This window comes from Rahnella inusitata (assembly GCF_003263515.1).
GTDB lineage: Bacteria > Pseudomonadota > Gammaproteobacteria > Enterobacterales > Enterobacteriaceae > Rahnella > Rahnella inusitata.
The window spans coordinates 1-24,558 of record NZ_JYDE01000020.1 but is presented as its reverse complement, the minus strand read 5'-3'; the positions used below and the strand labels follow the sequence as shown (position 1 = coordinate 24,558).

Annotated in this window: 22 protein-coding genes; 12 read left to right on the top strand and 10 right to left on the bottom strand. The window is 56.6% G+C overall.

Annotation, left to right across the window (positions count from 1 at the left end; translation table 11 throughout):
- Nucleotides 1–1,656 carry an ABC transporter permease gene (locus tag TU92_RS12985; protein WP_112167643.1) on the top strand — a complete coding sequence of 552 codons (1,656 nt, stop codon included), beginning with the start codon at nucleotides 1–3 and terminating at the stop codon, nucleotides 1,654–1,656.
- Between the two features lies 1 nt (nucleotide 1,657).
- Here TU92_RS12985 and TU92_RS12980 read toward each other — a convergent pair whose 3' ends face one another.
- The 4 genes from TU92_RS12980 to TU92_RS12965 form a co-directional block, all read right to left on the bottom strand.
- Complete coding sequence (locus tag TU92_RS12980; RefSeq protein ID WP_112167642.1) at nucleotides 1,658–3,154, bottom strand: MDR family MFS transporter; 1,497 nt, start codon at nucleotides 3,152–3,154, stop codon at nucleotides 1,658–1,660.
- Between the two features lie 120 nt (nucleotides 3,155–3,274).
- On the bottom strand, nucleotides 3,275–3,961 hold the full coding sequence (bioD, locus tag TU92_RS12975; protein WP_112167641.1) for a dethiobiotin synthase: 687 nt from the start codon (nucleotides 3,959–3,961) through the stop codon (nucleotides 3,275–3,277).
- 194 nt (nucleotides 3,962–4,155) lie between these two features.
- Nucleotides 4,156–5,379 carry a sugar metabolism global transcriptional regulator Mlc gene (gene mlc / locus TU92_RS12970; RefSeq protein WP_112167640.1) on the bottom strand — a complete coding sequence of 408 codons (1,224 nt, stop codon included), beginning with the start codon at nucleotides 5,377–5,379 and terminating at the stop codon, nucleotides 4,156–4,158.
- A gap of 165 nt (nucleotides 5,380–5,544) precedes the next feature.
- Nucleotides 5,545–6,450 carry a LysR family transcriptional regulator gene (locus tag TU92_RS12965; RefSeq protein WP_112167639.1) on the bottom strand — a complete coding sequence of 302 codons (906 nt, stop codon included), beginning with the start codon at nucleotides 6,448–6,450 and terminating at the stop codon, nucleotides 5,545–5,547.
- 195 nt (nucleotides 6,451–6,645) lie between these two features.
- Between TU92_RS12965 and TU92_RS12960 the strand changes: the two genes are divergently transcribed.
- Complete coding sequence (locus TU92_RS12960; RefSeq protein WP_413534806.1) at nucleotides 6,646–7,896, top strand: MFS transporter; 1,251 nt, start codon at nucleotides 6,646–6,648, stop codon at nucleotides 7,894–7,896.
- Nucleotides 7,897–8,136: 240 nt separating this feature from the next.
- Here the strand turns inward: TU92_RS12960 and TU92_RS12955 are convergent, their stop codons facing one another.
- From TU92_RS12955 to TU92_RS12930, 6 genes are read right to left on the bottom strand one after another with little or no spacing between them, the layout of a single operon-like run.
- On the bottom strand, nucleotides 8,137–9,234 hold the full coding sequence (locus TU92_RS12955) for an ABC transporter ATP-binding protein (RefSeq protein WP_112167637.1): 1,098 nt from the start codon (nucleotides 9,232–9,234) through the stop codon (nucleotides 8,137–8,139).
- A 4-nt stretch (nucleotides 9,235–9,238) separates the two neighbouring features.
- Nucleotides 9,239–10,081, bottom strand: a complete 843-nt coding sequence (locus TU92_RS12950) for a carbohydrate ABC transporter permease (RefSeq protein WP_112167636.1) — start codon at nucleotides 10,079–10,081, stop codon at nucleotides 9,239–9,241.
- 11 nt (nucleotides 10,082–10,092) lie between these two features.
- Entirely contained in the window at nucleotides 10,093–11,016 is a 924-nt protein-coding gene (locus TU92_RS12945) for a carbohydrate ABC transporter permease (RefSeq protein ID WP_112167635.1), read from the bottom strand.
- A gap of 60 nt (nucleotides 11,017–11,076) precedes the next feature.
- Nucleotides 11,077–12,357 (bottom strand): ABC transporter substrate-binding protein, encoded by a 1,281-nt coding sequence (locus TU92_RS12940; RefSeq protein WP_112167634.1) that lies wholly within the window; start codon nucleotides 12,355–12,357, stop codon nucleotides 11,077–11,079.
- Nucleotides 12,358–12,417: 60 nt separating this feature from the next.
- Nucleotides 12,418–13,596 (bottom strand): aminotransferase class I/II-fold pyridoxal phosphate-dependent enzyme, encoded by a 1,179-nt coding sequence (locus TU92_RS12935; RefSeq protein WP_112167633.1) that lies wholly within the window; start codon nucleotides 13,594–13,596, stop codon nucleotides 12,418–12,420.
- Nucleotides 13,583–14,296: a FadR/GntR family transcriptional regulator gene (locus TU92_RS12930; RefSeq protein WP_112167632.1), complete on the bottom strand. Its 714-nt coding sequence runs from the start codon at nucleotides 14,294–14,296 to the stop codon at nucleotides 13,583–13,585. The genes TU92_RS12935 and TU92_RS12930 overlap by 14 nt, the downstream gene beginning before the upstream one ends.
- 313 nt (nucleotides 14,297–14,609) lie before the next feature.
- Between TU92_RS12930 and TU92_RS12925 the strand changes: the two genes are divergently transcribed.
- The 10 genes from TU92_RS12925 (at nucleotide 14,610) to nth (ending at nucleotide 24,314) form a co-directional block, all read left to right on the top strand.
- Nucleotides 14,610–15,815: an FAD-dependent oxidoreductase gene (locus TU92_RS12925; RefSeq protein ID WP_112167631.1), complete on the top strand. Its 1,206-nt coding sequence runs from the start codon at nucleotides 14,610–14,612 to the stop codon at nucleotides 15,813–15,815.
- Between the two features lie 200 nt (nucleotides 15,816–16,015).
- Nucleotides 16,016–17,383, top strand: coding sequence for an anaerobic C4-dicarboxylate transporter DcuC (gene dcuC / locus TU92_RS12920; RefSeq protein WP_112167630.1), 1,368 nt, complete (start codon nucleotides 16,016–16,018; stop codon nucleotides 17,381–17,383).
- A gap of 161 nt (nucleotides 17,384–17,544) precedes the next feature.
- Nucleotides 17,545–17,985, top strand: coding sequence for a DUF2569 domain-containing protein (locus tag TU92_RS12915; RefSeq protein WP_112167629.1), 441 nt, complete (start codon nucleotides 17,545–17,547; stop codon nucleotides 17,983–17,985).
- A 39-nt stretch (nucleotides 17,986–18,024) separates the two neighbouring features.
- A complete protein-coding gene (rsxA, locus tag TU92_RS12910) occupies nucleotides 18,025–18,606 on the top strand; it encodes an electron transport complex subunit RsxA (RefSeq protein WP_112167628.1) in 582 nt (193 codons plus the stop codon).
- Nucleotides 18,606–19,172, top strand: a complete 567-nt coding sequence (rsxB, locus tag TU92_RS12905) for an electron transport complex subunit RsxB (RefSeq protein WP_112167627.1) — start codon at nucleotides 18,606–18,608, stop codon at nucleotides 19,170–19,172. Before rsxA ends, rsxB begins: the two co-directional genes overlap by 1 nt.
- A 1-nt stretch (nucleotide 19,173) precedes the next feature.
- Nucleotides 19,174–21,297, top strand: coding sequence for an electron transport complex subunit RsxC (gene rsxC / locus TU92_RS12900; RefSeq protein WP_112167626.1), 2,124 nt, complete (start codon nucleotides 19,174–19,176; stop codon nucleotides 21,295–21,297).
- Complete coding sequence (gene rsxD, locus TU92_RS12895; RefSeq protein WP_112167625.1) at nucleotides 21,298–22,350, top strand: electron transport complex subunit RsxD; 1,053 nt, start codon at nucleotides 21,298–21,300, stop codon at nucleotides 22,348–22,350. It abuts the gene before it with no gap.
- A gap of 9 nt (nucleotides 22,351–22,359) precedes the next feature.
- Complete coding sequence (rsxG, locus tag TU92_RS12890) at nucleotides 22,360–22,992, top strand: electron transport complex subunit RsxG (RefSeq protein ID WP_112167624.1); 633 nt, start codon at nucleotides 22,360–22,362, stop codon at nucleotides 22,990–22,992.
- The gene (locus TU92_RS12885; protein WP_112167623.1) at nucleotides 22,985–23,683 is read left to right on the top strand and encodes an electron transport complex subunit E; all 699 of its coding nucleotides are present in this window, start codon (nucleotides 22,985–22,987) and stop codon (nucleotides 23,681–23,683) included. Before rsxG ends, TU92_RS12885 begins: the two co-directional genes overlap by 8 nt.
- A complete protein-coding gene (gene nth, locus TU92_RS12880) occupies nucleotides 23,676–24,314 on the top strand; it encodes an endonuclease III (protein WP_112167622.1) in 639 nt (212 codons plus the stop codon). Before TU92_RS12885 ends, nth begins: the two co-directional genes overlap by 8 nt.
- The last annotated feature ends 244 nt before the right edge of the window (nucleotides 24,315–24,558 follow it).

Genomic DNA, 24,558 nt, shown 5'->3' with positions numbered 1-24,558 from the left:
ATGAATAAGAACGCTTTTCTGCCGGGCGTGACCGGCCTTGCGCTGCTGTTGCTGGTCGCCGTGCCGGTCAGCTTTGTGGTGTTGCAGGCGATTTTCCCGCATCTGGACACCAGCAATTATTCTGCACCATTCACTGCCTTTTCCCGTGTGTTCACCGAACCGCAGATGCTGGCTCTGGTCGCAACAACGTTAAAAGTCGGGCTGGGCGTGGCGTTGTGCAGTGCTCTTATCGGCGTGCCACTCGGTGCATTGCGCGGGCTGTTCCGGCTGCCGGGTGCTGCACTGTGGGACGTGCTGTTTCTGGTACCGTTTTTGCTGCCGCCGTATATCGCCGCGCTGTCGTGGATGCTGGCGTTACAGACCAACGGTTATGTGCAACAGCTCTTGCCGTGGTTACATCTCAACGCGTTTTTATTCTCGCTGCCGGGCATGATTGCGGTGATGACGCTAAATATTTTCCCGGTGGTCTATTTCGCGGTTTCGCGCAGCATGGCTGCCAGCGGCAGTCGGCTGGCGGATGTCGCGCGGATCCACGGCGCGGGCGCAGTTCAGGCCTTTATCCGCATCACCCTGCCAATGGCGTTACCGGCGATGGCGTCGAGTTTACTGCTGGCATTTACGCTGTCGATTGAGGAATACGGCGTGCCCGGCGCGCTGGGGTCGCGCAGCGGTATTCTGATGCTGACGACCGGTATCGAGCAGCGGCTGGCAGACTGGCCAATAGATTTGCCGGGCGCGGCGGTGCTTTCGCTGGTGCTGGTGGCGATGGCGTTATGCGCTTACAGCGTGCAGCGCGCGGTGCTGGCGGGGAAAAATGTCGAAAGTCTGACCGGCAAACCGGCGGACGTCACACCAAAGCCGCTGTCCGGCTGGACGTTTCCGGTGCTGGCGCTGTTTTCACTGGTGGCGCTGATTGCCGTCGCGCTGCCGCTGGCATCTATGCTGGCAACGGCATTTTCCGGCACGCTGTCAGGCGGACTGGCGTTTTCCAATCTGACACTTCGGCACTTCGCGGCGCTGTTTGACGTCCACGGTGACGCGCTGAGTGCGCTTTCTACCAGCCTCAGTCTGGCGTCAGCGACCGCGCTGATTGCTGGCGCAACCGGATTTCTGGCGTCGTGGCTGGTGGTGGTGCGGAAAATTCGCGGCGCGGCCATGATCGACGGGCTTTCACTGCTGCCCGCCGCTCTGCCGGGCATTGTGGTCGGCGTCGGGCTGATTCTGGCGTGGAACCGCAGTTTCTGGCCGGTCACGCCTTACAACACCTGGGGGATCTTGCTGCTGGCCTACTGCTGCCTGCTGCTGCCTTATCCGGTGCGCTACGTCAGTGCGGCGCTGAAACAGATTGGCGGCAATCTGGATGCCGCCGCCCGCGTTCACGGCGCATCGGCGGCGCAGACGTTGCGGCTGATCCTGCTGCCGCTGGTGCTACCGAGTTTGCTGGCCTCAATGATGATGGTGTTTGCGGTCGCGTCGCGCGAACTGGTGACTTCCCTGCTGCTTTCTCCGGCGGGCGTGCAGACGGTGTCGGTGTTTGTCTGGCGACAGTTTGAACAGGGCTCGGTGGGTGATGGGATGGCGATGGCGTCGGTCGCCGTATTACTGAGCCTGACGCTGATGTTAGCCGCGTTCAGGCTTTCGCAACGCCAGGCATGAATTAACTTTCGCGCTGAGGTTCTGCGTGCGGGCGGTCACCTGCCGGGATCAATAAACCGGCACCGACGGCCAGCACGGAAATCACCGCCGACACCACAAACACCCAGTGCAGCGAGGCCGCCACGCTGTTAGTGAGCGCGCCGAGCTGGTCATTACCCATCGCGCTGCGGGTGGCTTTCTCCATCAGTTGCTGCACCGGATCGGCAATCTCCGGCAAACGGTATTGCAAATTGAGGTTAAGCGTCGCGCCGAGTAATGCAGTACCGATGGCGGAGCCGAGCATCCGCGTAAACAGCGTGGATGCCGTGGCAATCCCGCGGATTGCAGGGCCGACACTGTTTTGCACTGAGACGATAAACGTGGTGTTACACAGCCCCATTCCCGCACCAATCGAAAACGCCGCCAGACGCGCAACCCACAGGCCCGACGTCGGTGAAAGCAACAGTAACGCCAGGCTGCCGCCGACCAGCAAAATCCCGCCGAACACCGCGGTGGCGCGGTAAGAGGTCGCCTGCATCAGACGGCTGCTGAGCATACTTGCCAGCGGCCAGCCGATGGACATCAGCGCCAGCGTGGTTCCCGCCTGAAGCGGCGTGCCGCCGAGCACGCCCTGCACGTAGGTCGGCAAAAATGCGCTAATTCCCATCATGGTCGCGCCGATAATCAGGCCGCCGATATTCCCGGCGATAATCACCTTGCTTTGCCACAGCTCCAGCGGGAACAGCGGCTCCGGCGTCCGTCGTTCCTGCCGGATAAGCAACAGCGCGCTGCATACCGCCAGCGCAATCAGCCCCAGCGCCCAGTAACCGAGCACTTCGGCCTGCAACAGCGCCAGCAGCAATGCGGCCACTGAAAGCGTCAGATATCCGGTTCCCGCCAGATCCAGCTGATGTTGTTTACGCTGGCCGTCCGGCGGCAGGTATTTGATCAGAATGCCCATCGCCAACAGCCCGATCGGCACGTTAACCCAGAACACCACCGCCCAGTGAAAATGCGAAACGATAAACGCGCCCATCAGCGGGCCGACGATCGCCGAAACGCCCCACACGCTTGATAGATAACCTTGCGCTTTGGCGCGCTCCTGCGGGCCGTAAACATTGGCGATAAGCGTGGTGGCAATCGGCGTGATTGCCCCGGCACCCAGCCCCTGCAAGGCGCGAAAACCGATCATCCAGCCGAGCGAAGGCGCAAAACCACACAGCACCGAGCCAATCAAAAACAGCGTAGTGCCGATGAAAAACATCTTCCGGCAACCGTACAAATCCGCCAGTCTGCCATACACAGGCACGGTGATCGCCTGCGTCAGTAAATAGACTGCAAATACCCAGCCAAGCAGCGAGAAACCGCCGAGATCGCCAATAATGGTCGGCATCGCGGTCGCGACAATCGTCACTTCTACGGCGGCCATAAACATCGACAACATGCAGGCGATGAGGATCAGCGGGCGGTGAGCATTTTTAACGACGGGTGAGTGTTCAGATGAGTGCGTAACGGCCATGTTCTCTTTTTTCTTCAGATTGATGCATTAAAGCTAATCCTGAATTATAGACAAAAAAAACGGCTCCTGGCGAAGAAGCCGGAACCGTTTAATCGGTGTCGAACGTGGCGACGCAGCCAATCAGGCTTTGGTCAGCGTTTTCAGATTAAAACTCGAGAGATCGATAAACTTCGCCATATCGCGGCTTTCTGCCCGTGGCAGATAAGGAATTTCACCGAGCAGCGGCGCGGAAATATTCGCGGTAAGCGCTTCGATAGTCTCCTGATAATGAGCAAGGCATGGATTAATTCGGTTTGCCACCCAGCCTAACAACGGTAATCCGTCGGCAATAATGGCCTGCGCGGTTAATAACGCGTGGCTGACACAGCCTTCCTGAATACCGACAACCAGCACTACCGGCATATTTTGCTGGCGTACCCAGTCGGAATATAAAAGATGTGGAGTAATCAAGGTTCTCCAGCCGTCACATCCTTCAACCACTACCGAATCAGCCTCTTCACGCATAAAATTGAGGCCGTCTGTCATTATTTCAAACACGTTTTTCGGTATTTCACTGGCATAAATATCTTCATCTGTTAATGCCAGCGGCGTTATTTTCTTAAAAGGATAAGCAATAGAAGATGACTGCTGAAGAGTTACCGCATCTTTATTTCGAACCCCGTCGGCCAGCTCCTGGCTGCCAGTCGCGATAGGTTTATAGCCCAGAACGCAGCGATCCTGCGCGGCTAAAGCCTGAAGCAAGGCACGTGTGACAATGGTTTTACCTACACGAGCGTCCGTACCCGTGACGAAAAAGTGCGTTAACATGGAATTCAGGCTCCGGGATCTCTCCGTTTTATTGAAAGATAGTCTCCGGAAAAACACGCCCAGAGACAAAGTAACGACGGAAAGTCTAGGCGATGCGAGATGCGAGCAGTTTGCGTTAGCGCAATGTTTTGTTTACCAGCGCGAGAAAGCTTATTCCGATTTATTTTAAATCAGTTTTTAACGTTATAAGAAACTTAGCCTTGTAAGAGTTTTATCAGCAATGACCCGCTGTACAGCGCGTCTTTAACTAATGCCGCGCCAGGCATAGTCCCCTGATTATAAAATTGCGTGGATTCGAGTTTGATATTTTCGCTATATGCGGGAAGGGATTGCTGTTGAATACAAGACATTATTGCCGGATGAAGAATATCCTGCGATAAATTAAGCGGCGAACCGATCAGCACTTTTTCAGGATTGAACAGATTGACCATGATCGCCAACATCCGCCCGACGCTCTGCCCCACGCCGATGATGACGTCACGCGCCAGCTGGTCGCCACGGTTAGCCGCATCACACACCGCTTCGATGGTCAGTGATACCCCGTGCAATAAACTCGCGGGGGCTGAAGCGGTCAGTCGCTGACGCACCAGTTCCAGAATGCTGTCGGTACTGGCGACGGTTTCCAGACAGCCGTGATTGCCGCAATAACAGCGTTTACCATAAGGATCGACCTGCGTATGGCCGATTTCCACCACGCTGCTGCTGCCGGCGTGCAAAACGCGTCCGCTGGTAATAACCCCCGCGCCGACGTTGTGATCGATAACAATTTGCACCACGTTTTTGCAGCCGCGCGATGCGCCGTACAGGGCTTCCGCCAGCGTCCACGCGCTGATGTCATGCTGCACGTAGACCGGCAAGCCCGTATGGGCGGAAAGAGTATCGCCGAGCGGCATATCGAACACATCGTGATAAAACGGCATACGGTGAACGATGCCGCGCCGCGCGTCGATCATCCCCGGCAGGGTAATGGCGATGGCAGTAAGGCGTTCAAGTTTGCGCTGATGGCGGATAAAGAACTGATCGATTTCTACGATGATGCGCTGCATCAGCGACTGCGGAGCCTCTTCGGGCAGTGGCAACACTTCTTCCACCACCAGTTTACTGCTCAGATCGCGTAACCCCAGCGTGATAGAACCGAGGCTGATGCGGGCAGAAAGATAGTGCCAGGCTTGCGTGTCGAGCGCTAAACCGATTGCCGGACGCCCGCGACTGCCGGGATCCTGAAACTCCGTTTCCAGCACCAGGTGCGCCTGAATCAGTTCACGGACAATTTTGGTGATACTGGCAGGTGCCAGCTGGGCTTTTTTGGAAAGCTCAATGCGCGAAATGGGACCAAACTGATCGATCAGGCGATACACAGCACCGACGTTAGTTTGTTTGATTTGATCAATATGGCCGGGCTGCCCATCGGGGATCACTCAAGGAACTCCTGTTATTTTCGCGCTTCAAAATAAAGATTAGAGGCTTATGGTGGAGTTTTTGCTATATGTCGTCAACTATTTGATTCGTTATGTGATTTGGTGCACACATTGCGCGAAAACACGTTCGGAATTGACTGGAAATACAGCAGCTTTTATCTTATGTCAAACGCCGTCCTCTTCCATCATCAGTTCCATAAACGCCCTGGTCGCCGCCGTCATCGGCCTTTCGGCGTGATTCACCAGCCAGAGTTCTGTGGTGCCTTGCATATTCCCGAAGCGTAAATACCTCACGCCGTCGACCTGAATGCGCAGATAGGACGCCGGTAAAATCGACACGCCCAGCCCCGCTGCCACCAGCCCGATAATGGTCAGCGGCTCGCCCACTTCCTGTGTGATATACGGTGTGATCCCCTGTGCTTTCAGCTGGTCGAGGATATCGTCGTACAACGAGGTGCCGACATCTTTGGAGAAAAACACGAACGGCTGATCGGCCAGATGCTGAAACGTCAATTCACCCGCGGCCAAATCATTTAGCGGATTGTCTTTATGTACCACGGCAATCAGCGGCTCCGACCATATCAGCTGATGCGCCAGCTGCGGCGGAAGATCGCCGTTGCGCATAATCCCCAAATCCAGTTTGCCTTCCAGCAGCGGGTCGATCTGCTGCTTGCTGTTGAGCTGTTCAATACGAATATTCACGTCGGGATAGGTTAAGCGGAAACGGTGCAGCGTGCGCGAAACCCGGCGTAAAAATGGTGCCGAGGAGGTCAGTCCGAGCGTCAGATTGCCGGACTCACCGCGATGGATCCGCGCTGCCTGCTCTGAGGCTTCTTCTACCCGCTGCAAAATTTGCCGCGCTTCGTGCAGAAATGCCACGCCCGCCTGCGTCAGCCGAACCGTGCGGTTACTGCGATAAAACAACGCCGCACCGACGTGCGCCTCCAGCGCCTGTATTTGTTGGCTCAGCGGCGGCTGAGAGATGTGCAGCCGCTCCGCCGCCCGCCCGAAATGCAGCTCGTCAGCGACGGCAATAAAATAACGCAGATGACGCAGTTCTATGTGGCTCATGGCGCGGGTGTAACTCCGATTGATATCTTATAAATATCGTTTTCATGAAATTAATATATTAGACAATATAAAGCCCACTGTTAAAATTTTCATACATTTTCAAATAGTTTTTATTATTACCTTCGTTAAGGATTTACAGTGAAAACCACCCAGCGGAATGCCGCTGCACCATCCGGATCGCCCTTTGACAAAAGTCTGATCAACGACGACGAACTCAATCCTGACACCCCCGTCGCCCGCACTCATCCAAAATCGCCCTTTATCAAACGTGGTACACCGCAGTTTATCCGGGTAACACTCGCCCTGTTCTCCGCGGGTCTCGCGACCTTTGCGCTGCTGTACTGCGTACAGCCGATCCTGCCCGTGTTGTCTCATGATTTCGGCGTGTCACCGGCGACCAGCAGCCTCTCGCTGTCGTTATCTACCGGACTGATGGCTATTGGTCTGCTGTTTACCGGGCCGGTTTCGGATGCGGTCGGGCGGAAATCGGTGATGGTGGTAGCGCTGCTTCTCGCGGCAGGCTGTACGCTGGTCTGTTCTTTTATGCAAAGCTGGGATGCCATTCTCGTCATGCGCGCCCTGATTGGCCTTTCGCTCAGCGGCGTTGCGGCGGTGGCAATGACCTATCTGAGCGAAGAAATTCACCCGAGCGTGGTGGCCTTCTCGATGGGGTTATACATCAGCGGCAACTCCATTGGCGGCATGAGCGGGCGTCTGGTCAGCGGTGTACTGACCGATTTCTTCTCATGGCGCATCGCGATTGCGGTAGTCGGCCTCTTCGCGCTGGCGGCGGCCATTATGTTCTGGCGAATCCTTCCGCCTTCCCGGCATTTCCGCGCCAGCTCGCTGAAACCGCGCAAGTTGCTCATTAACTTTAAACTGCACTGGCGCGACAGCGGCCTGCCTTTGTTGTTCGTTGAAGGTTTTCTGCTGATGGGCAGCTTCGTGACGATGTTTAATTACATCGGCTATCGCCTGCTCGGCACGCCCTACAACATGAGTCAGGCCATCGTCGGGATTTTGTCAGTGGTGTATCTGATGGGCACCTACAGTTCGCCGAAAGCGGGCGTGCTGACCGGCGTCTATGGCCGTGGCCCGGTACTGATCGGCGCAATCATCATCATGCTGGCCGGTATTCTGCTCACTGCCTTTTCGCCGGTCTGGCTGATTTTCATCGGGATGATCCTGGTCACCGGCGGCTTCTTCGCCGCCCACTCCGTCGCCAGCGGCTGGATAGGCAGGCGCGCACGCCGTGCGAAAGGACAAGCTTCCTCTCTGTATCTGTTCTGTTATTACGCCGGTTCGAGTGTGGCCGGCACGCTGGGGGGATTCTTCTGGCATGCGTACGGGTGGAATGGGATCACGGTGTTTATTAGTTTGATGCTGGTGGTGGGTGTAGGCGTAGGGGTTAGGTTGATGAGGCTGGCGGAGGCTAAACCGGCATAATTTTTATTGGGCGGGCTGCCCAGTGGCCTGCTGTTGAAAATCAACTTCCATGTCAAAACCGTGGGTTGCCACCCACACGGGCCTTAAGGGGGAGGCCGGGAGGGGGTATCGCTGGTAATACCTTTGTAAATGTACACTTCGACATATTCATTTACGTTAATACCCCACCCCAACCCTCCCCTTCGCAGGGGAGGGAGCAAACAAAATTGTCTTTGAGTTTTTAGCGGCCTCTGCAAAAAATCAATTTTCCCCTTGTTTCGCCAGCCGCCTCTGACTCCCCCCCTCAAACACCTGCACCCTCCCGGTATCAATCGTCACCCACACTCTGTCCCCCGGCGCAGCCCCCGATCTCACCATGCTGTAAACGCTCAGTTTTTCACCCCCCAATGTCCCGTGAATAAGCTCACTCAGACCGGTCGGTTCAATCAAGGTCACATCCAGCGGCAGCGCGCCGGGCGCGTCTGGCGTGCAGAGCACAATCGCCTCGGGGCGAACGCCGTAAATGACTTTGGCGCCGCTTTGCAGGCCGGTAATGGACGGATCTACCGGCAGCGTCAGGGTGGGATTGATACGCAGCTGCGGGGCGGAATCGCCCATCTCTATCGTGCCGTCGATAAAGTTCATCGATGGCGAACCGATAAAACTGGCGACGAATTTATTGGCGGGCGTGTCGTATAGCTCAAGCGGCGTGCCGACCTGTTGGATAAGGCCGTGGTTGAGCACCACAATGCGATCGGCAAGCGTCATGGCTTCGACCTGATCGTGGGTCACGTAAACAATCGTGTTACGCATTCTCTGATGCAGACTTTTAATTTCAATGCGCATCTGGCCGCGCAACTGGGCGTCGAGGTTGGAGAGCGGTTCGTCGAACAGGAACACCTGCGGTTCGCGCACAATCGCCCTGCCCATCGCCACGCGCTGACGCTGCCCGCCGGAAAGCTCTTTCGGGCGGCGATGCAATAACGCGGTCAGGCCGAGAATGTCGGCGGCTTTATTCACGGCGGCGTCGATTTCCGCTTTCGGGCGCTTTTGCACTTCCAGGCTGAACCCCATGTTGCGCGCCACCGTCATGTGTGGATAGAGCGCGTAACTCTGGAACACCATCGAGATATCCCGGTCTTTCGGCGCAACCTGATTCATCAGCCGCGTACCGATGTGGATGTCCCCCGCCGTCGCCAGCTCCAGTCCGGCGATGGTGCGCAGTAAGGTGGATTTACCGCAGCCGGACGGGCCGACCAACACCACAAACTCGCCGTCTTTGATGGTCAGGTTGATGTGCCGCAGCACTTCGACATTGTCGTAACGTTTTTGGAGATCGGAAATCGTAATCTGAGCCATAAAATTATCCTTTTACCGCACCGGCAGTCAGCCCCTGAACCAGGTAACGCTGAATAAACGCAAAGAACAGACAGGCAGGGATCAGCGCCAGCACCGCCGCCGCCATCATGTCGCCCCAGGAAACCGCAAACTTCGACACAAAACTCAGCAAACCCACCGGGAAGGTCATCACGTCATTTTTGTTGATTAACATCAGCGAGAACAACAGTTCGCTCCACGCCGCGGTAAACACAAATCCCAGCGTGGCGGCCATGCCCGGCAAGGTCAGCGGGATGATGACTTTACGCAGCGCCATAAAACGGCTGCACCCTTCCAGCATCGCTGACTCTTCGAGATCTTTCGGAATGCTGTCGAAAAATGACTGCATAAGAAAGGTCGCGAACGGCACGTTAAACGCGGTGTAGATCAGAATTAACCCCAGCAGGCTGTTGGTCAGCCCGAGCGGTGCCATCACTTTGTAAATCGGCGCGAGGATCATCACCAGCGGGAACATCTGGGTGAACAGCAGCAGCGCCGCCATCACCGTTTTGCCTTTAAAGCTGAAGCGGGAAAACGCAAAACCCGCACCAGCGGCAATCACCGTGGTCAGGAATGCCGTGCCGAATGAGACAATCAGGCTGTTAAAGAAATACAGCGGAAACTGGCTTTCGGTAAACACGCGCTGAAAATGCACCAGCGTCATCTCACCCGGCCACATCTTGACGCCTTCGCTGTAGAGCAGTTTGTCCGGCGTGATCGAGATTTTGATCAGCCAGTAAATCGGGAACAGTGAGAAGATCAGGTAGAACAGGATCCCCAGCCGGTGGCCGCCTTTGCGCAGCCAGAGTCCTAATGACAATGCATTCATGTGGCGCTCCTTTATTTCAATAACTGATGGCGGATGCGCAGAAGAACCAGCGCGTAAAGCGTCATCAGCACCAGCAGGAAGACCGCCATCGCCGAGGCATAGCCAAAGTCGAGTTTGCGGTAGGCTGTCGTGAAAATGAAACTCGAGAGAATCGATGTTGAATTCGCCGGACCGCCGTCGGTCATCACCACAATCAGGTCAGCGAAATTGGCGATCCAGATGGTACGCAGCATCACCGTGATGGCAATCATCGGTGCCAGAAACGGCAGCGTTACTTTGCAAAATTGCTGCCAGCCGGACGCACCGTCCATCGCCGCGGCTTCGTATAAATCTTTCGGGATCGACTGCAACGCCGCCAGCAAGGTGATCGCAAAGAACGGAATGCCGAACCAGACGTTGGCGACCACCGGCCCGTACAGCGCCAGTTGCGGATCGGACAGAATGTTGTAAGGCTCGGAAATAATGTGCAGATCGGTCAGCCAGTACGGCAACACGCCGATCACCGGGTTGAGCAACCACGCCCAGGTCAGGCCGGAGAGAAATGCCGGTACTGCCCACGGCAGAAACACCAGTGCCTGGACCCAGCCGCGTCCGGCGAATTCGCGGTTAAGCAGCAACGCCAGCCCGAGACCCAGCGCGAACTGCAGGACTAAGGACGTCAGCGTCCAGTTGAAGGTGTGACGCAGCGCGGCGTAGAAATGCCGGTCGTCAAACATGGTGCGAAAATTATCCAGCCCGACCCAGCCGGTGTCGGAAGGGTTAAGCAGCTGAATATTCTGGAACGCATAGGAAATGCCGATCGCCATCGGAACAAAAATAAACAGCGCGATCAGCACCAGCGTCGGGCTGAGGTACACCCAGGGTTCCAGCAGCGCCCGCAAACGGGGAAAGCGCGGCGCGGCAGCGGTGTCTGGTGGTGAAACTTCCAACATCATGACGCGTCTCCAACAAAGTGAAATTTGCGCTCCGGCAGCAGTTGCCGGAGCCGGTGAACCTTACTTCTGCGCGGCCAGCCACGCTTTTTGTTCTTTGGTCAGGTACTTCGCCCAGTCTTTCACCATGCTTTCGGTGTCGTTCTGGCCGAGCAGCGTTTCCTGCGAACTGTCTTTGACGATGACCGAGTTAAAATAGCCCCAGCCTTTGAGGTGCGTCGGCATGGTCAGCGGAATGTAATCCGGGCTGTTCAGCTCGGCAAACCAGCCGGCAAACTGTGGTGCGTGGTAATAAGCGTCCTGCTCCGCGCCTTTATAAATCGGCAACGTGCCAACAAATTTCGACCACGTCAGGTTGTTCTCTTTGTTACTGAGAAATGAGATCAGATCCCATCCCTGATCCTGATTTTTGCTTTGTTTGAACATTGACCAGCCGGTATAACCGATGGTCGGATAGGCTTTGCCGTTCGGCCCGAGCGGCATCGGCGCGACCGAGAAATCGTCCGGATTCATGCTGTTTTTGATGGCAATTAACGCATCGGGATCCTGATCGAGCATCGCGCACTTGCCGGAGTAGAAGCTGGAGACGATTTCATTGAAGCCCCAATTGACGCTGTCTTTCGGCGCATAGCCTTTCTGATACATGTCCACCAGGAACTGCGCGCCCTTAATAGCGCCCGGTTGCGTCAGCGTACTGTTGCCCTCTTTGTCGAAGAACTCCGGCGAGCCGTTCATCGCCGCCATAAACATCATCCACGCGTTGGTGCCGCCGACGCCACCGCGCATACAGTAGCCGCTGATGCCGTTGCCGAGGGCGCTAATTTTCCTGGCATCGGCCATAAACTCATTCATCGTTTTCGGCGCTTCGGTAAGCCCGGCCTGCTGGAAGAGTTTCTTGTTCCAGAACATTGCCCGCAGGTAGAAACCATACGGAACCATCGTTGCCGTGCCGCCGGAAGAGCGCGCCATGGTCAGCGTTTTGTCGGTTAAGTCTGGCGTGCCGTTCCAGCTTTTCAGACGCGGTTCAAGATCCGCCAGCATGCCGTTACTGGCGTACAACCCCTGCCAGGTGTCCGGCATTTCCACCACGTCCGGGTATTGCCCGCTCTGGATCATGGTGCCCAGTTTTTCAAACGCCTGCCCCCACGGCAGCGACACCACTTCAATCTCAACGTCCGGATGTTGCGCTTTGTAGGCGGTGAGCATTTTTTGCAGCATTTCGGTACGCGCCGGGCTGGTGATCACTTCCACCAGCGTCAGTTTGGTGGCGGCGAAGCTGGCGCAGGAAAACAGGCTGACGCTTAAAGCCAGCAGGCTGAGCACATGACGTTTCGGGTGTCGCATAATCTTGATTCTCCACGGAGCTAAGGGTCGGATCACAGGAACAGTCTTTGAGAAAAATCTTCAGAAACAGGCGCTTTCAATGGCGTTTTTCAGGTCGCGCCACAAATCTTCGGTATCTTCCAGGCCGATGGAAATGCGGATCACCCGCGGCGATACGCCGAAATCAATCGCCGAATTGAATTCACCCGCCTGATTGAGCACGGAGACAGCCGGCATCACCAGGCTTTCGAAACCGCCCCAGCTGACGCCCATGCGGAATAACTTAAGCGCGTTGCAGAACGCAGGAATGTCGATGCCGTCGCCGAGTTCGAAGGAAAACAGGCCGCTGTAGCCGGTGAGGGTCGACGTCGGCAGCGGGTCTAAACCGGGATGATTGACCCTGGTGATGCGCGAATAACCTTGCAGGCGGTGCGCCAGCTGGAGTGCGCTTTCATGATGCTGACGCATCCGCAGCGGCAATGTGCGCAGGCCGCGCAGCAGCAGCCAGGCTTCATTGGCGGAAAGTTTGCCCCCCAAAAACGGGCTGATATTACGGCTGATGGCGCTGATGCGTTCAGCGCCGGAGATAACCAGTCCGGCCACCACGTCGCTGTGTCCGCTGATGTATTTGGACGCAGAGTGGATAACCAGATCGATACCCGCCGCCAGCGGTTTCTGGAAAATCGGCGACGCCCAGCTGTTGTCGATCATCGTCACCACACCGTATTTTTTCGCTAATTCAGCAATCGCCCGCAGATTTTGTTCGCCCATCACCCAGCTGTTCGGGCTTTCGAGATACAGCAGCTTCGCGCCCTGCATCGCGTCTTCCAGAACGGCCAGCGAACTGCCGTCGACAAACTGAGATTCAATTTGAAAACGGGTGCAGAACCCGCGCAGGAAACGGTAGGTATCCGGATAAACGTGATTGACGCACACCACTTTGTCGCCGGGACCGGCCACGCTGAGAATGGCGTTACTGATCGCCGCCATGCCGCTGCCGAACGCAAGACAGGCTTCGCCGCCCTCCAGCTGCGCCACCTTTTTCTGCAATTCCACCACCGTCGGGTTATCGACGCGGGAATAGAGCGCGTGGTCGCTGTCGCCGCGAAAACGGGCGATCATGCTGTCATAATCGGTGAAACTGAAAAGTGACGACTGGTAAATCGGCGGCGAGATCGCCCCGCGGTCGTGCCGCGCGTCGTGGACTAAACGGGTACTTTCCGACAATTCATCGTGCTGGCTTTTATCATCTTGCTGCATTGATCACTTCCTTCATGTCGCGTTCAGTTATGTTCAGAATGTCGTTGCTCAGCCTGCGTGCGGTTTCCGGCTCACGGCGCGCGATGGCTTCAAATAACGTGCGGTGCAGCGGGAACGAATCGCTAAACAGCGCCTGTTCCGGCGGCGATTCGAAAAAGGCATGCAGCAGGTCGTAGATACCGCCGACCATCTGCAACAGCAGCGGATTGTGCGCGGCGGTGTAAATTGCGGCGTGAAACTGCCAGTCTTCAGCCCCGGCGGAGCCGACGCTCAGGTGGACTTTTTCCATCACATCCAGCTTATGTTCGATGAACAGCAAATCGCTCTCCGTCGCGCGCACCGCCGCCAGCGCCGAGGCTTCGCATTCGATGATCCGGCGCACTTCCAGCGCGTGCAGCATGGTCGCGGAATCATTTTTGAAGCGCAGCGACAGAAAGCTGTCGTTGGCAGTGACTTCCGATTGCAGGAAAGTTCCGCTGCCCTTTTTACGCAGGATTATTCCCAGTGCTTCCCAGCGTTTGAGTGCCTCACGCACCGTGTTGCGGCTGACCGCCAGCCCTTCGGCCAGTACGCGCTCCGGCGGTAATTTCTCCCCCACGCGGGTGCCGGACTGCGCCACATACCGGGTCAGCGCATCCAGCACCAGCGTGTCACTCTGCTGTGGCGCGATCGGGTGCAATAAATTCAGTTCACCGTGCATCTGTGTCTCCGCGCATCTGCCAAAATTGGCCCAACAACTCAACCTGTGGACCACTTTGCAATTTGTCTGCCAGTTTTGCGCGCAGAGTTTAACCGCATGATTTATAGGCACATTGCTTGTTTTACATTCAAAACGGACGTGAACGGAAAAGATCGTCGTGGTGCAATTTGCAGGCGAAACGGGCGTGAAACGTGCAGGCGTTGTTCCGGCGTGGCGCATTCCGCCAATGGTAATGAGAGGTCAGGTCGATTGACGCGCATCGGCGCAAATGATAATTGTTATCATGTGAATTCATTTTGACAGGCAGGTTGTTATGTCACCGAATACTGAGTCCGCCGCGGCGTCATGTTGCATTGTGGGCGGCGGCCCGGCGGGTTTAATGCTGGGCTATTTGCTGGCACGTAAGGGCATTGACGTGACGGTGCTGGAAAAACACCGGGATTTCCTGCGTGATTTTCGCGGCGACACTATTCACCCTTCGACGCTGGACATTATCTGGCAGCTCGGCTTTCTCGATGAATTTCTGAAACTGCCGCATCAGCGCGCCGAAAAGCTCTACGGTGAAATCAACGGCAAGGAAACCACGCTGGCGGATTTCAGCCATCTTCCGACGCAGTGCAAATTCATTGCGTTTATGCCGCAGTGGGATTTCCTGAACTTCATAGCCGGTAAAGCCGCCGTGCTGCCCAATTTCCGTTTGATCCACAACGCGCAGGTGTTGTCCTTGCAGGAAGATAACGGCAAGGTCACCGGCGTGATGGCTGAGGTGGATGGCGAACAACAGGCTTTTCATGCAGATCTGGTGGTCGGCTGTGACGGGCGAAATTCTATTGTGCGTGAACAGGCTGGCATGGAAATCCGCCGCTTCGGCGCACCGCGCGACGTGCTGTGGCTGAAAATCAACAAGCGCCCGGACGACCCTGAGTGGTCAATGGGGCATCGCGGGCCGAAGAAAAACTTCATCATGATCGACCGCGGCGATTACTGGCAGTGCGGCTACTCGATCGCAAAGGACAGCCTCGACGCCCTCAAGGCGCAGGGCATTCCGCCATTTATCGATTTGCTGGCCGAGGTTTCGCCGTTCGGGCGTGCGCGTTTGCAGGAAGATATCGCCAGCTGGGACGACGTGCGCCTTCTGGTGATCCGCATTGACCGCCTCAAAGAATGGGCAAAACCTGGCCTGCTGTGCATCGGCGATGCGGCGCACGCGATGTCGCCGATTGGCGGCGTGGGCGTAAATCTGGCAATTCAGGACGCGGTGGCGACAGCCAATATTATTACGCAGCCGCTGAAATCCGGGGCGCTGACGTTGCGGCATCTGAAACGCATTCAGCGCCGCCGGACGTTTCCGACGTGGGCGACACAGTCATTGCAGATTATGATCAGTCGTGCGGGGCAGAAGAAAAGAACTAAACCCCCATCCCGAATGGAGGCGTGGCTGCGCGGGCGAAAATTTATTCCGTTCTTGTTTGGCAGGCTGATAGGCGTTGGGTTTTATCGGGAAATCCCGAAACTTTGAGATTTTGCAAAAGATGGCACTTTGCTCCTCCCCCTGCGAAGGGGAGGGAGCGGCCCGCGTACTGATGCCAGCCCCCCATCACATTTCCCAATTCCCCACCCCCTTTCAATCCCAATCATTGATGGGCGTCATAACACGCACCGCATTTATTGTTCACAGTGCCCGCCTTTGTCCAAATTTAACTTCCGGGGAGTCTGTGTATGTGGGAATTGCTGATCGGGCTGATGGTCGCCGTGTTTGTCGGGCGATACATCATCAAAGGGTATTCACCAACCGGCGTGCTGATGGTAGGCGGGTTGTTGTTGCTGGTGATAAGCGCGCTGATGGGCCACAGCGTACTGCCGGAGGGCGCGAAGAGCACCGGCTGGAATACGACGGATATCGTCGAGTACGTCAAAATTCTGCTGATGAGCCGCGGTGGCGATCTCGGCATGATGATCATGATGCTGTGCGGTTTCGCGGCTTACATGACGCATATTGGCGCAAACGACGTGGTGGTCAGGCTGGCATCCCGCCCGCTGCGGATGATCAACTCCCCGTATATCCTGATGGTCGCGGCCTATATTCTGGCGTGCCTGATGTCACTGGCCGTCTCCTCAGCGACCGGACTGGGCGTGCTGCTGATGGCAACCTTGTTCCCGATCATGGTCAACGTCGGCATCAGCCGTGGTGCGGCAGCGGCGATTTGTGCGTCGCCTGCGGCGATCATTCTTTCTCCGACCTCCGGCGACGTGGTGCTGGCGGCGCAGGCGGCGAACATGCCGCTGGTGGATTTCGCATTTAAAGTCACCCTGCCAATTTCTATCGCCGCCATTGTGGCGATGGCCGTCGCCCACTTCTTCTGGCAGCGCTATCTGGATAAACGCGATACCTCTGAACTGGTGGGTGCCGTGGATTCGAATAAAGATGACGTTGTGGAAACCAACGCGCCCGCGTTTTACGCCATTCTTCCTTTCACTCCCATCATCGGCGTGCTGATTTTCGACGGCAAATGGGGACCGAATCTGCACATCATCACCATTCTGGTGATTTGTATGCTGCTTACCGCACTGATTGAAACCGTGCGCAACCGCAGCGGGAAAATCGTGTTCGCCGGTCTGGACGTCGCCTATCGCGGCATGGCGGATGCCTTCGCCAACGTGGTGATGTTACTGGTCGCGGCAGGCGTCTTCGCGCAAGGGCTGAGCACCGTCGGCTTCATCAGCAGCCTGATCGGACTGGCGCAGAACTTCGGTTCCGGCAGCATTATTATGATGCTGGTTCTGGTGGTGATCACCGTGCTGGCCGCCATGACGACCGGTTCCGGTAACGCCTCCTTCTATGCCTTCGTTGAACTTATCCCGAAACTGGCGGCAAAAATGGGCATTAACCCGGAGTATCTGGTGATCCCGATGCTTCAGGCCTCTAACCTCGGACGTACGATTTCACCGGTCTCCGGCGTGATCGTCGCCGTCGCCGGTATGGCAAAAATCTCCCCGTTTGAAGTCGTCAAACGTACTTCCGTGCCGGTTCTGGTTGGCCTGATTGTGGTGATCGTCGCGACGGAAATTTTGGTGCCTGTGCGTTAATCCGCCATTCATTGCAAATCCCCTTCCGAAATGAAGGGGATATTGATCACATAAATACGATAACGAGAAATTATCTCTCAGGTTAAGCTACTGCGCCTTGAAGGTGGGGAAAGACTCCCTGTGCTGTCCGGGTGGAAAAACCCGCGTAATAAAGGTTTTTTATGTCGAATATTCCGGGCTACAAACGTATTGGCGGATGGTTACTGGCTCCGATGGCGTATCTGATTGTGACACTGATGAGCGTCGTATTAATGCTGGCGTTGTTTTCCATGGCATTATTTATGCCGGAATCGCGGGATTATTTGCTGACCAATTCGCAGGCATTTACCCTGCAGTGGTATTTCTCCGTAGTGACCACGTTGGCGATGGGGTTATTTACCGTCGCTGTACTGTGGCAATTCTGCAAGCGCGCCAAAGCCTTGCCGAAAATGTATATTATTTGGTTGTTGTGTACCGTATTACTGGCGGTAAAAGCCTTTGCTTTCTCGCCGATTACCGACGATCTGGCTGTCCGTAACTTATTGTTACCGTTATTAGCCGCTGCGGTGTTTGTGCCTTATTTTAAGCGCTCACTGCGGGTGAAAGAAACCTTCACGGAATAACCCTGAAGTTTTAATGTTTATTATGTCCGGGCTATTGTCATGACCTCATACTTATTACTGTTTGTTGGCACCATGCTGGTGAATAACTTCGTTCTGGTGAAGTTTCTTGGCCTGTGCCCTTTTATGGGCGTTTCCAAGAAGCTCGAATCGGCTATTGGCATGGGGCTGGCGACCACGTTCGTTATCACCCTGTCGAATATCTGCTCGTGGATGGTCAACACCTTCATCCTGATGCCGCTGGAGCTGGTCTATCTGCGCACGATGGCGTTCATTCTGGTCATCGCTGTGGTGGTGCAGTTCACTGAAATGGTGGTTCGCAAAACCAGCCCGTCACTGTATCGCCTGCTGGGTATCTTCCTGCCGCTCATTACCACCAACTGCGCCGTACTCGGCGTGGCGCTTTTGAACATCAATCAGCAGTTCGGCTTTATGGAATCTGCGCTGTACGGCTTCGCCGCCTCGCTCGGCTTCTCACTGGTCATGGTGCTGTTTGCCGCCATCCGTGAGCGTCTGGTGGTCGCTGACGTCCCTGCACCGTTCAAAGGGTCGTCCATTGCGCTGGTCACCGCCGGTCTGATGTCACTGGCCTTTATGGGCTTCACCGGTCTGGTGAAATTCTGATGTTTGAATTATGGGTAGCGATTGCCGCACTGACCGCTCTGGCGCTGGTTTTTGGCCTGCTGCTGGGCTACGCCTCGCGCCGTTTTGCCGTCGAAGGCAATCCGGTTGTCGATCAGATTGACGATATCCTGCCGCAAAGCCAGTGCGCGCAATGCGGCTATCCCGGCTGTAAGCCTTACGCCGAAGCCGTCGCCAATGGCGACAGCATCAATAAATGCGTGCCGGGTGGCGAAGCGGTAATGCTGAAACTCGCCACGCTGCTCAACGTCGAGCCGCAACCGATGGGTGAAGACGCCGCTGCCGCCGCGCCCGTACGCCGCGTTGCCTACATCGATGAGAGCAACTGCATCGGTTGCACCAAGTGCATTCAGGCCTGCCCGGTCGATGCCATCGTGGGTGCCACCCGCGCCGTGCATACCGTTGTGACCGATTTATGTACCGGCTGTGATCTGTGCGTCGCGCCGTGCCCGACGGACTGCATCGAAATGCTGCCGATCAAAACCACCACAGCAAACTGGAAGTGGGATATGCAATCCATTCCGGTTCAGGTCATCCATGCGGAGTAACATGTTTAATCTGTTTGCCGCGCTCAAAAAAGACAAAGTCTGGGACTTCGATGGCGGGATCCATCCGCCGGAAATGAAGACTCAGTCAAGCCACGTTCCGCTGCGCAACGTGCCGCTGCCTGAGCGCTTTATCATTCCTATCCAGCAACATCTTGGCCCTGAGGGCGAGCTGTGCGTGCAGGCGGGCGACCGCGTACTGAAAGGTCAGCCGCTGACCACAGGCCGTGGCCGGACGGTACCGGTGCATTCACCGACCTCCGGCGTGATCACTGCCATCGAGCCGCACATCACTGCTCACCCTTCCGGGCTTAAAGAGCTTTGCGTACTGATTGACGCCGATGGCCAGGACACCTGGTGCGAGCGCGAATTTATCGCCGACTACCGCACGCTTTCCGCCGATGAGCTGAATCAGCGCATCAGTCAGGCCGGTATTGCCGGTCTCGGCGGCGCGGGCTTCCCGACCGCCAGCAAACTCTCGGGCGGACTGACCTCTACCCGCACGCTTATTCTCAACGCCGCCGAGTGCGAACCTTACATCACCGCCGATGACCGGCTGATGCAGGAGCATGCGGATCAGATCCTCGAAGGCACCCGCATTCTGTGCCATATGCTGCATCCTGAACGCGTGCTTATCGGTATCGAAGACAATAAGCCGGAAGCCATTGCTGCATTTAACGCTGCCATCAAAGCCAACGCGGAGCGTGATCTCGCCGCTGGCGTGCGCTTCCAACTGCGTGTGGTGCCAACCAAATACCCCTCCGGCGGCGCCAAACAGCTGACCAAAATTCTGACCGGACTCGAAGTGCCGAAAGGCCATCACTCGTCGTCTATCGGCGTGCTGATGCAAAACGTCGGCACGGTGTATGCCATCAAACGCGCGATTATCGACGGCGAACCGCTGATCGAACGCGTGGTGACGCTGACCGGCGAAGCGATGGCGAAACCGGGCAACGTCTGGGCGCGTCTTGGCACACCGGTAGCGCATCTGATGCAGGAAGGCGCATTGCAGCCGCAGGGCGACAAAAAGATGGTGATCATGGGCGGGCCTCTGATGGGCTTCACCCTGCCATCGCTTAACGTGCCGGTGGTTAAAATTTCCAACTGCCTGCTGGCCCCGTCTGAATCCGAACTCGGTCAGCCTGAGCAGGAAGAAGCCTGCATCCGTTGTAGCCTGTGCGCCGACGCCTGCCCCGCCGGTTTGCTGCCACAGCAACTGTATTGGTTCAGTAAAGGTCAGGAACACGAGAAAGCCCGTAACCATAATTTGTTCGACTGCATCGAATGTGGTGCCTGCGCCTATGTCTGCCCGAGCAACATTCCGCTGGTGCAATATTACCGGCAGGAAAAGGCCGAAATCCGCGCCATCGACACTGAAACCGCCCGTGCGACCGAAGCCAAAGCCCGCTTTGAAGCCAAACAGGCGCGTATGGAACGCGAGAAGTTAGCGCGTGAAGAGAAACATCAAAAAGCCGCCGTGAAGCTCGATGAAACGCCGGTGGAAGACGCGCCGGTTGCTGACGTGGCGACAGAATCCGCCGATGCCGATCCGCGTAAAGCCGCACTGGCTGCGGCCATTGCCCGCGCGAAAGCTAAAAAGGCCGCCGCTGAGCAGGAAATTCCGGTCGCGTCTGAACCGGTCCCGCAAACTGCCCCGACCGCCGGTGACGACCGTAAAGCCGCCGTCGCTGCTGCCATCGCCAGGATGAAGGCTAAAAAAGCCGGAACCGGCGTGGTGGTGGAAGCGACGGACAGCGAGCTGCATATCGCTGCGCCCGAAGAGGCCGCAGATGACCGCAAAGCCGCCGTGGCCGCCGCTATTGCCCGTGTGAAAGCCAAAAAAGCGGCTGCCGCGCAGGGTGTCAGTGAAGAAGCCGCCGTGGAGAAATCAGTGACAACGTCACCGGCAGAACCTTCCGCTGACGATAAACGTAAAGCCGCCGTCGCTGCGGCCATTGCCCGTGCGAAAGCCAAAAAGGCCGCCGCGCTGGAATCCGCCGCTGGCGAAGAGTCAGAACAAAAAGAACCATCACAACAAGAAAGCGATCCACGCAAAGCCGCCGTCGCTGCTGCGATCGCCCGAGTTAAGGCCCGTAAAGCCGCTCAGACCATGTCGAACGAGGAATAAATGGCCTTCAGGATCGCAAGTTCACCTTTTACGCATAACCGCCAGAACACCAGCACCATCATGATGATGGTGATTCTGGCGTGTATTCCCGGCCTGATAGCTCAGGTCTGGTTCTTCGGTTACGGCACGCTGGTTCAGCTCGCGCTGGCAATCACCATTGCGCTGCTGGCGGAAGGCGCAGTATTGCAGCTGCGCAAACAACCGGTAAAAAAACGGCTGGGCGATAACAGTGCCCTGCTGACTGCGGTACTGCTGGGTGTCAGCCTGCCGCCGCTCGGCCCCTGGTGGATGGTGGTGCTCGGCACCATTTTCGCCATTATCATCGCCAAGCAGTTGTACGGTGGTCTGGGTCAGAATCCGTTTAACCCGGCGATGGTCGGTTACGTCGTGCTGCTGATTTCCTTCCCGGTGCAGATGACCACCTGGCTGCCACCGGATGCGTTGCAGCATCATCACGTCAGTTTTACCGACACGCTGCTGACCATTTTCACCGGTCACAACAGTCAGGATCTGAGCGCGTATCAGCTCCAGATGAACGTCGATGGCGTGACGCAGGCGACGCCGCTGGATGCGTTTAAAACCGGTTTACGCTCAGGCCATTCTGCCGATCAGATCCTCGCCACCCCGCTGTTTGGCGGCTCGCTGGCCGGTCTCGGCTGGCAGTGGATTAACCTCGGGTTCCTGGCCGGTGGCCTGTTCCTGATGTGGCGTAAAATCATCAGCTGGCACATTCCGGTGGCGATGCTCGGCATGCTGGCGTTTTGCGCTGCGCTCGCCTGGGGTCTGGCGCCGGAGAGCTACTCCTCGCCGTTGGTCGGCCTGTTCTCAGGTGCAACGATGCTGGGCGCTTTCTTTATCGCGACCGATCCGGTAACAGCATCGACGACGCCGAAAGGCCGTCTGATATTCGGTGCATTGATTGGTTTACTGATTTGGCTCATCCGCACTTACGGCGGTTATCCTGACGGCGTGGCCTTTGCCGTTCTGCTGGCCAACATCACCGTACCGTTGATTGATCACTACACGCAGCCGCGCGTTTACGGGCATCGCTGAGGAAGAATTATGTTAGCTACAATGCGACGCCACGGCCTGATTCTGGCTTTCTTTGGCGCACTGATGACCGGGATGACCGCCATCGTCAACCTGTTGACCAAGCCGACTATCGAGCATCAGGCACTGTTACAGCAAAAGACGCTGTTTGATCAGGTCATTCCTGCCAGCGTGTATGATAACAACCTGCAGGATGAATGTTACAACGTCACTGATGAATCACTGGGCACTGCCACCCCACACCGGATGTATCTGGCGCGCAAGGCGGGTAAGCCGGTGGCCGCCGTGGTAGAAACCACTGCACCGGATGGCTACTCTGGTGCTATTCAGTTACTGGTTGCCGCGGATTTCAACGGCAAAGTGTACGGTTCCCGCGTGCTGGAACAGCATGAAACACCGGGGCTGGGCGACAAAATTGAAGTGCGTATTTCCGACTGGATCAAGCATTTCGCCAATCAGACCGTCAACGGCGCGGCAGACGCGCGCTGGGCAGTGAAGAAAGACGGCGGTATGTTTGATCAATTCACCGGCGCGACCATTACCCCGCGCGCCGTGGTGCGTTCCGTTAAGCGGACAGCGTTATTTATCGGGACGGTACCGTCTCAGCTTTCCCACCTCACCCCTTGTGGAGCCCGTGATGAGTGAAGCCAAAAAGATAATCGTTCAGGGTCTGTGGACCAATAACTCCTCTCTGGTGCAGCTGCTGGGGCTTTGCCCGCTGCTGGCCGTGACGTCCACCGCGACTAACGCCTTAGGCCTGGGGCTGGCGACCACGCTGGTACTGACCTGCACCAACGGCATGATTTCGGCGTTCCGTAAGTGGATTCCCGATGAAATCCGTATTCCGATTTACGTGCTGATTATCGCTTCGGTGGTGAGTACTGTCGAAATGCTGATCAACGCCTACGCGTTCGGCCTGTATCAGGCGCTGGGGATCTTCATTCCGCTTATCGTAACCAACTGTATTGTGGTCGGGCGGGCGGAAGCCTGCGCGGCGAACAGTCCGGTGCATCTGGCGGCGCTCGACGGCGCGATGACCGGACTCGGCGCGACCTGTGCGATGTTCGTGCTCGGTTCCATGCGTGAAATTCTCGGCAGCGGCGTGTTATTTAACGGCGCGGATCTGCTGCTCGGTCCGTGGGCAAAAGTCCTGCGCATCGAAGTGATTCATCTGGATAACCCGTTCCTGCTGGCGATGCTGCCACCGGGTGCCTTTATCGGCCTCGGCCTGCTGCTGGCGGCGAAATACCTGATCGATCAGCGCATGAAAGCGCGGAAAGCCGTGCAACACGTCGCGGCCGAAGAAACGTTGCCAAAAGGAAGTGTGCATGAATAAGGAAAAACGCATCGCGATCCTCAGCCGTTTGCGGGATAACAACCCGCATCCGACCACTGAACTGGTGTACACCACCCCGTTCGAGCTGCTGATTTCGGTGCTACTTTCCGCGCAGGCCACGGATGTCAGCGTCAATAAAGCGACCGCGAAGCTGTATCCGGTCGCCAACACACCGGCTTGCGTTCTGGCGCTCGGCGTGGACGGCGTGAAGGAATACATCAAGACCATCGGTCTGTTCAACTCGAAAGCCGAGAACGTGATCAAAACCTGCCGCATTTTGCTGGAAAAACACAACGGTGAAGTCCCGGAAGACCGCGCTGCGCTGGAAGCCCTGCCGGGTGTTGGCCGCAAAACTGCTAACGTGGTACTCAACACCGCTTTCGGCTGGCCGACCATCGCCGTCGACACGCACATATACCGCGTCTGCAACCGGACGAAGTTTGCGCCGGGAAAAACCGTCGAGGACGTCGAAGATAAATTGCTGAAAGTCGTCCCGAAGGAATTTATGCTCGATTGCCATCACTGGCTTATCTTGCACGGGCGATATACCTGTATTGCGCGTAAGCCGCGGTGCGGGAGTTGTTTGATCGAGGATTTGTGTGAGAGTAAAGAGAAGGTCTACGCGGAGTAGTTGCAGAGGCTGCTGCAAAGACCGCTGCTGAAATCGCTTAAAATCTGACTGAGAAAGTTTCGGTTTCTCAATGGCAGTGATCGCTTAACGCCCTGCGCCGAAACCGCCAAAGAGGGAGGAAAGCACCTCCCTCTTTGATATACCACGCTTTTTTAAACACGCCATCCCATCATTATAAAAAAAAGCACTGAGCAGGTTTGCTTTGCTCCTCCCCCTGCGAAGGGGGAGGCCGGGAGGGGGTATA

Coding starts and splice junctions, on each gene's coding strand:
- TU92_RS12985 (WP_112167643.1), top strand. CDS start 1: ATGAATAAGAACGCTTTTCTGCCGGGCGTGACCGGCCTTGCGCTGCTG.
- TU92_RS12980 (WP_112167642.1), bottom strand. CDS start 3,154: ATGGCCGTTACGCACTCATCTGAACACTCACCCGTCGTTAAAAATGCT.
- bioD (WP_112167641.1), bottom strand. CDS start 3,961: ATGTTAACGCACTTTTTCGTCACGGGTACGGACGCTCGTGTAGGTAAA.
- TU92_RS12965 (WP_112167639.1), bottom strand. CDS start 6,450: ATGAGCCACATAGAACTGCGTCATCTGCGTTATTTTATTGCCGTCGCT.
- TU92_RS12955 (WP_112167637.1), bottom strand. CDS start 9,234: ATGGCTCAGATTACGATTTCCGATCTCCAAAAACGTTACGACAATGTC.
- TU92_RS12950 (WP_112167636.1), bottom strand. CDS start 10,081: ATGAATGCATTGTCATTAGGACTCTGGCTGCGCAAAGGCGGCCACCGG.
- TU92_RS12945 (WP_112167635.1), bottom strand. CDS start 11,016: ATGATGTTGGAAGTTTCACCACCAGACACCGCTGCCGCGCCGCGCTTT.
- TU92_RS12940 (WP_112167634.1), bottom strand. CDS start 12,357: ATGCGACACCCGAAACGTCATGTGCTCAGCCTGCTGGCTTTAAGCGTC.
- TU92_RS12935 (WP_112167633.1), bottom strand. CDS start 13,596: ATGCAGCAAGATGATAAAAGCCAGCACGATGAATTGTCGGAAAGTACC.
- TU92_RS12930 (WP_112167632.1), bottom strand. CDS start 14,296: ATGCACGGTGAACTGAATTTATTGCACCCGATCGCGCCACAGCAGAGT.
- TU92_RS12925 (WP_112167631.1), top strand. CDS start 14,610: ATGTCACCGAATACTGAGTCCGCCGCGGCGTCATGTTGCATTGTGGGC.
- dcuC (WP_112167630.1), top strand. CDS start 16,016: ATGTGGGAATTGCTGATCGGGCTGATGGTCGCCGTGTTTGTCGGGCGA.
- TU92_RS12915 (WP_112167629.1), top strand. CDS start 17,545: ATGTCGAATATTCCGGGCTACAAACGTATTGGCGGATGGTTACTGGCT.
- rsxA (WP_112167628.1), top strand. CDS start 18,025: ATGACCTCATACTTATTACTGTTTGTTGGCACCATGCTGGTGAATAAC.
- rsxB (WP_112167627.1), top strand. CDS start 18,606: ATGTTTGAATTATGGGTAGCGATTGCCGCACTGACCGCTCTGGCGCTG.
- rsxC (WP_112167626.1), top strand. CDS start 19,174: ATGTTTAATCTGTTTGCCGCGCTCAAAAAAGACAAAGTCTGGGACTTC.
- rsxD (WP_112167625.1), top strand. CDS start 21,298: ATGGCCTTCAGGATCGCAAGTTCACCTTTTACGCATAACCGCCAGAAC.
- rsxG (WP_112167624.1), top strand. CDS start 22,360: ATGTTAGCTACAATGCGACGCCACGGCCTGATTCTGGCTTTCTTTGGC.
- TU92_RS12885 (WP_112167623.1), top strand. CDS start 22,985: ATGAGTGAAGCCAAAAAGATAATCGTTCAGGGTCTGTGGACCAATAAC.
- nth (WP_112167622.1), top strand. CDS start 23,676: ATGAATAAGGAAAAACGCATCGCGATCCTCAGCCGTTTGCGGGATAAC.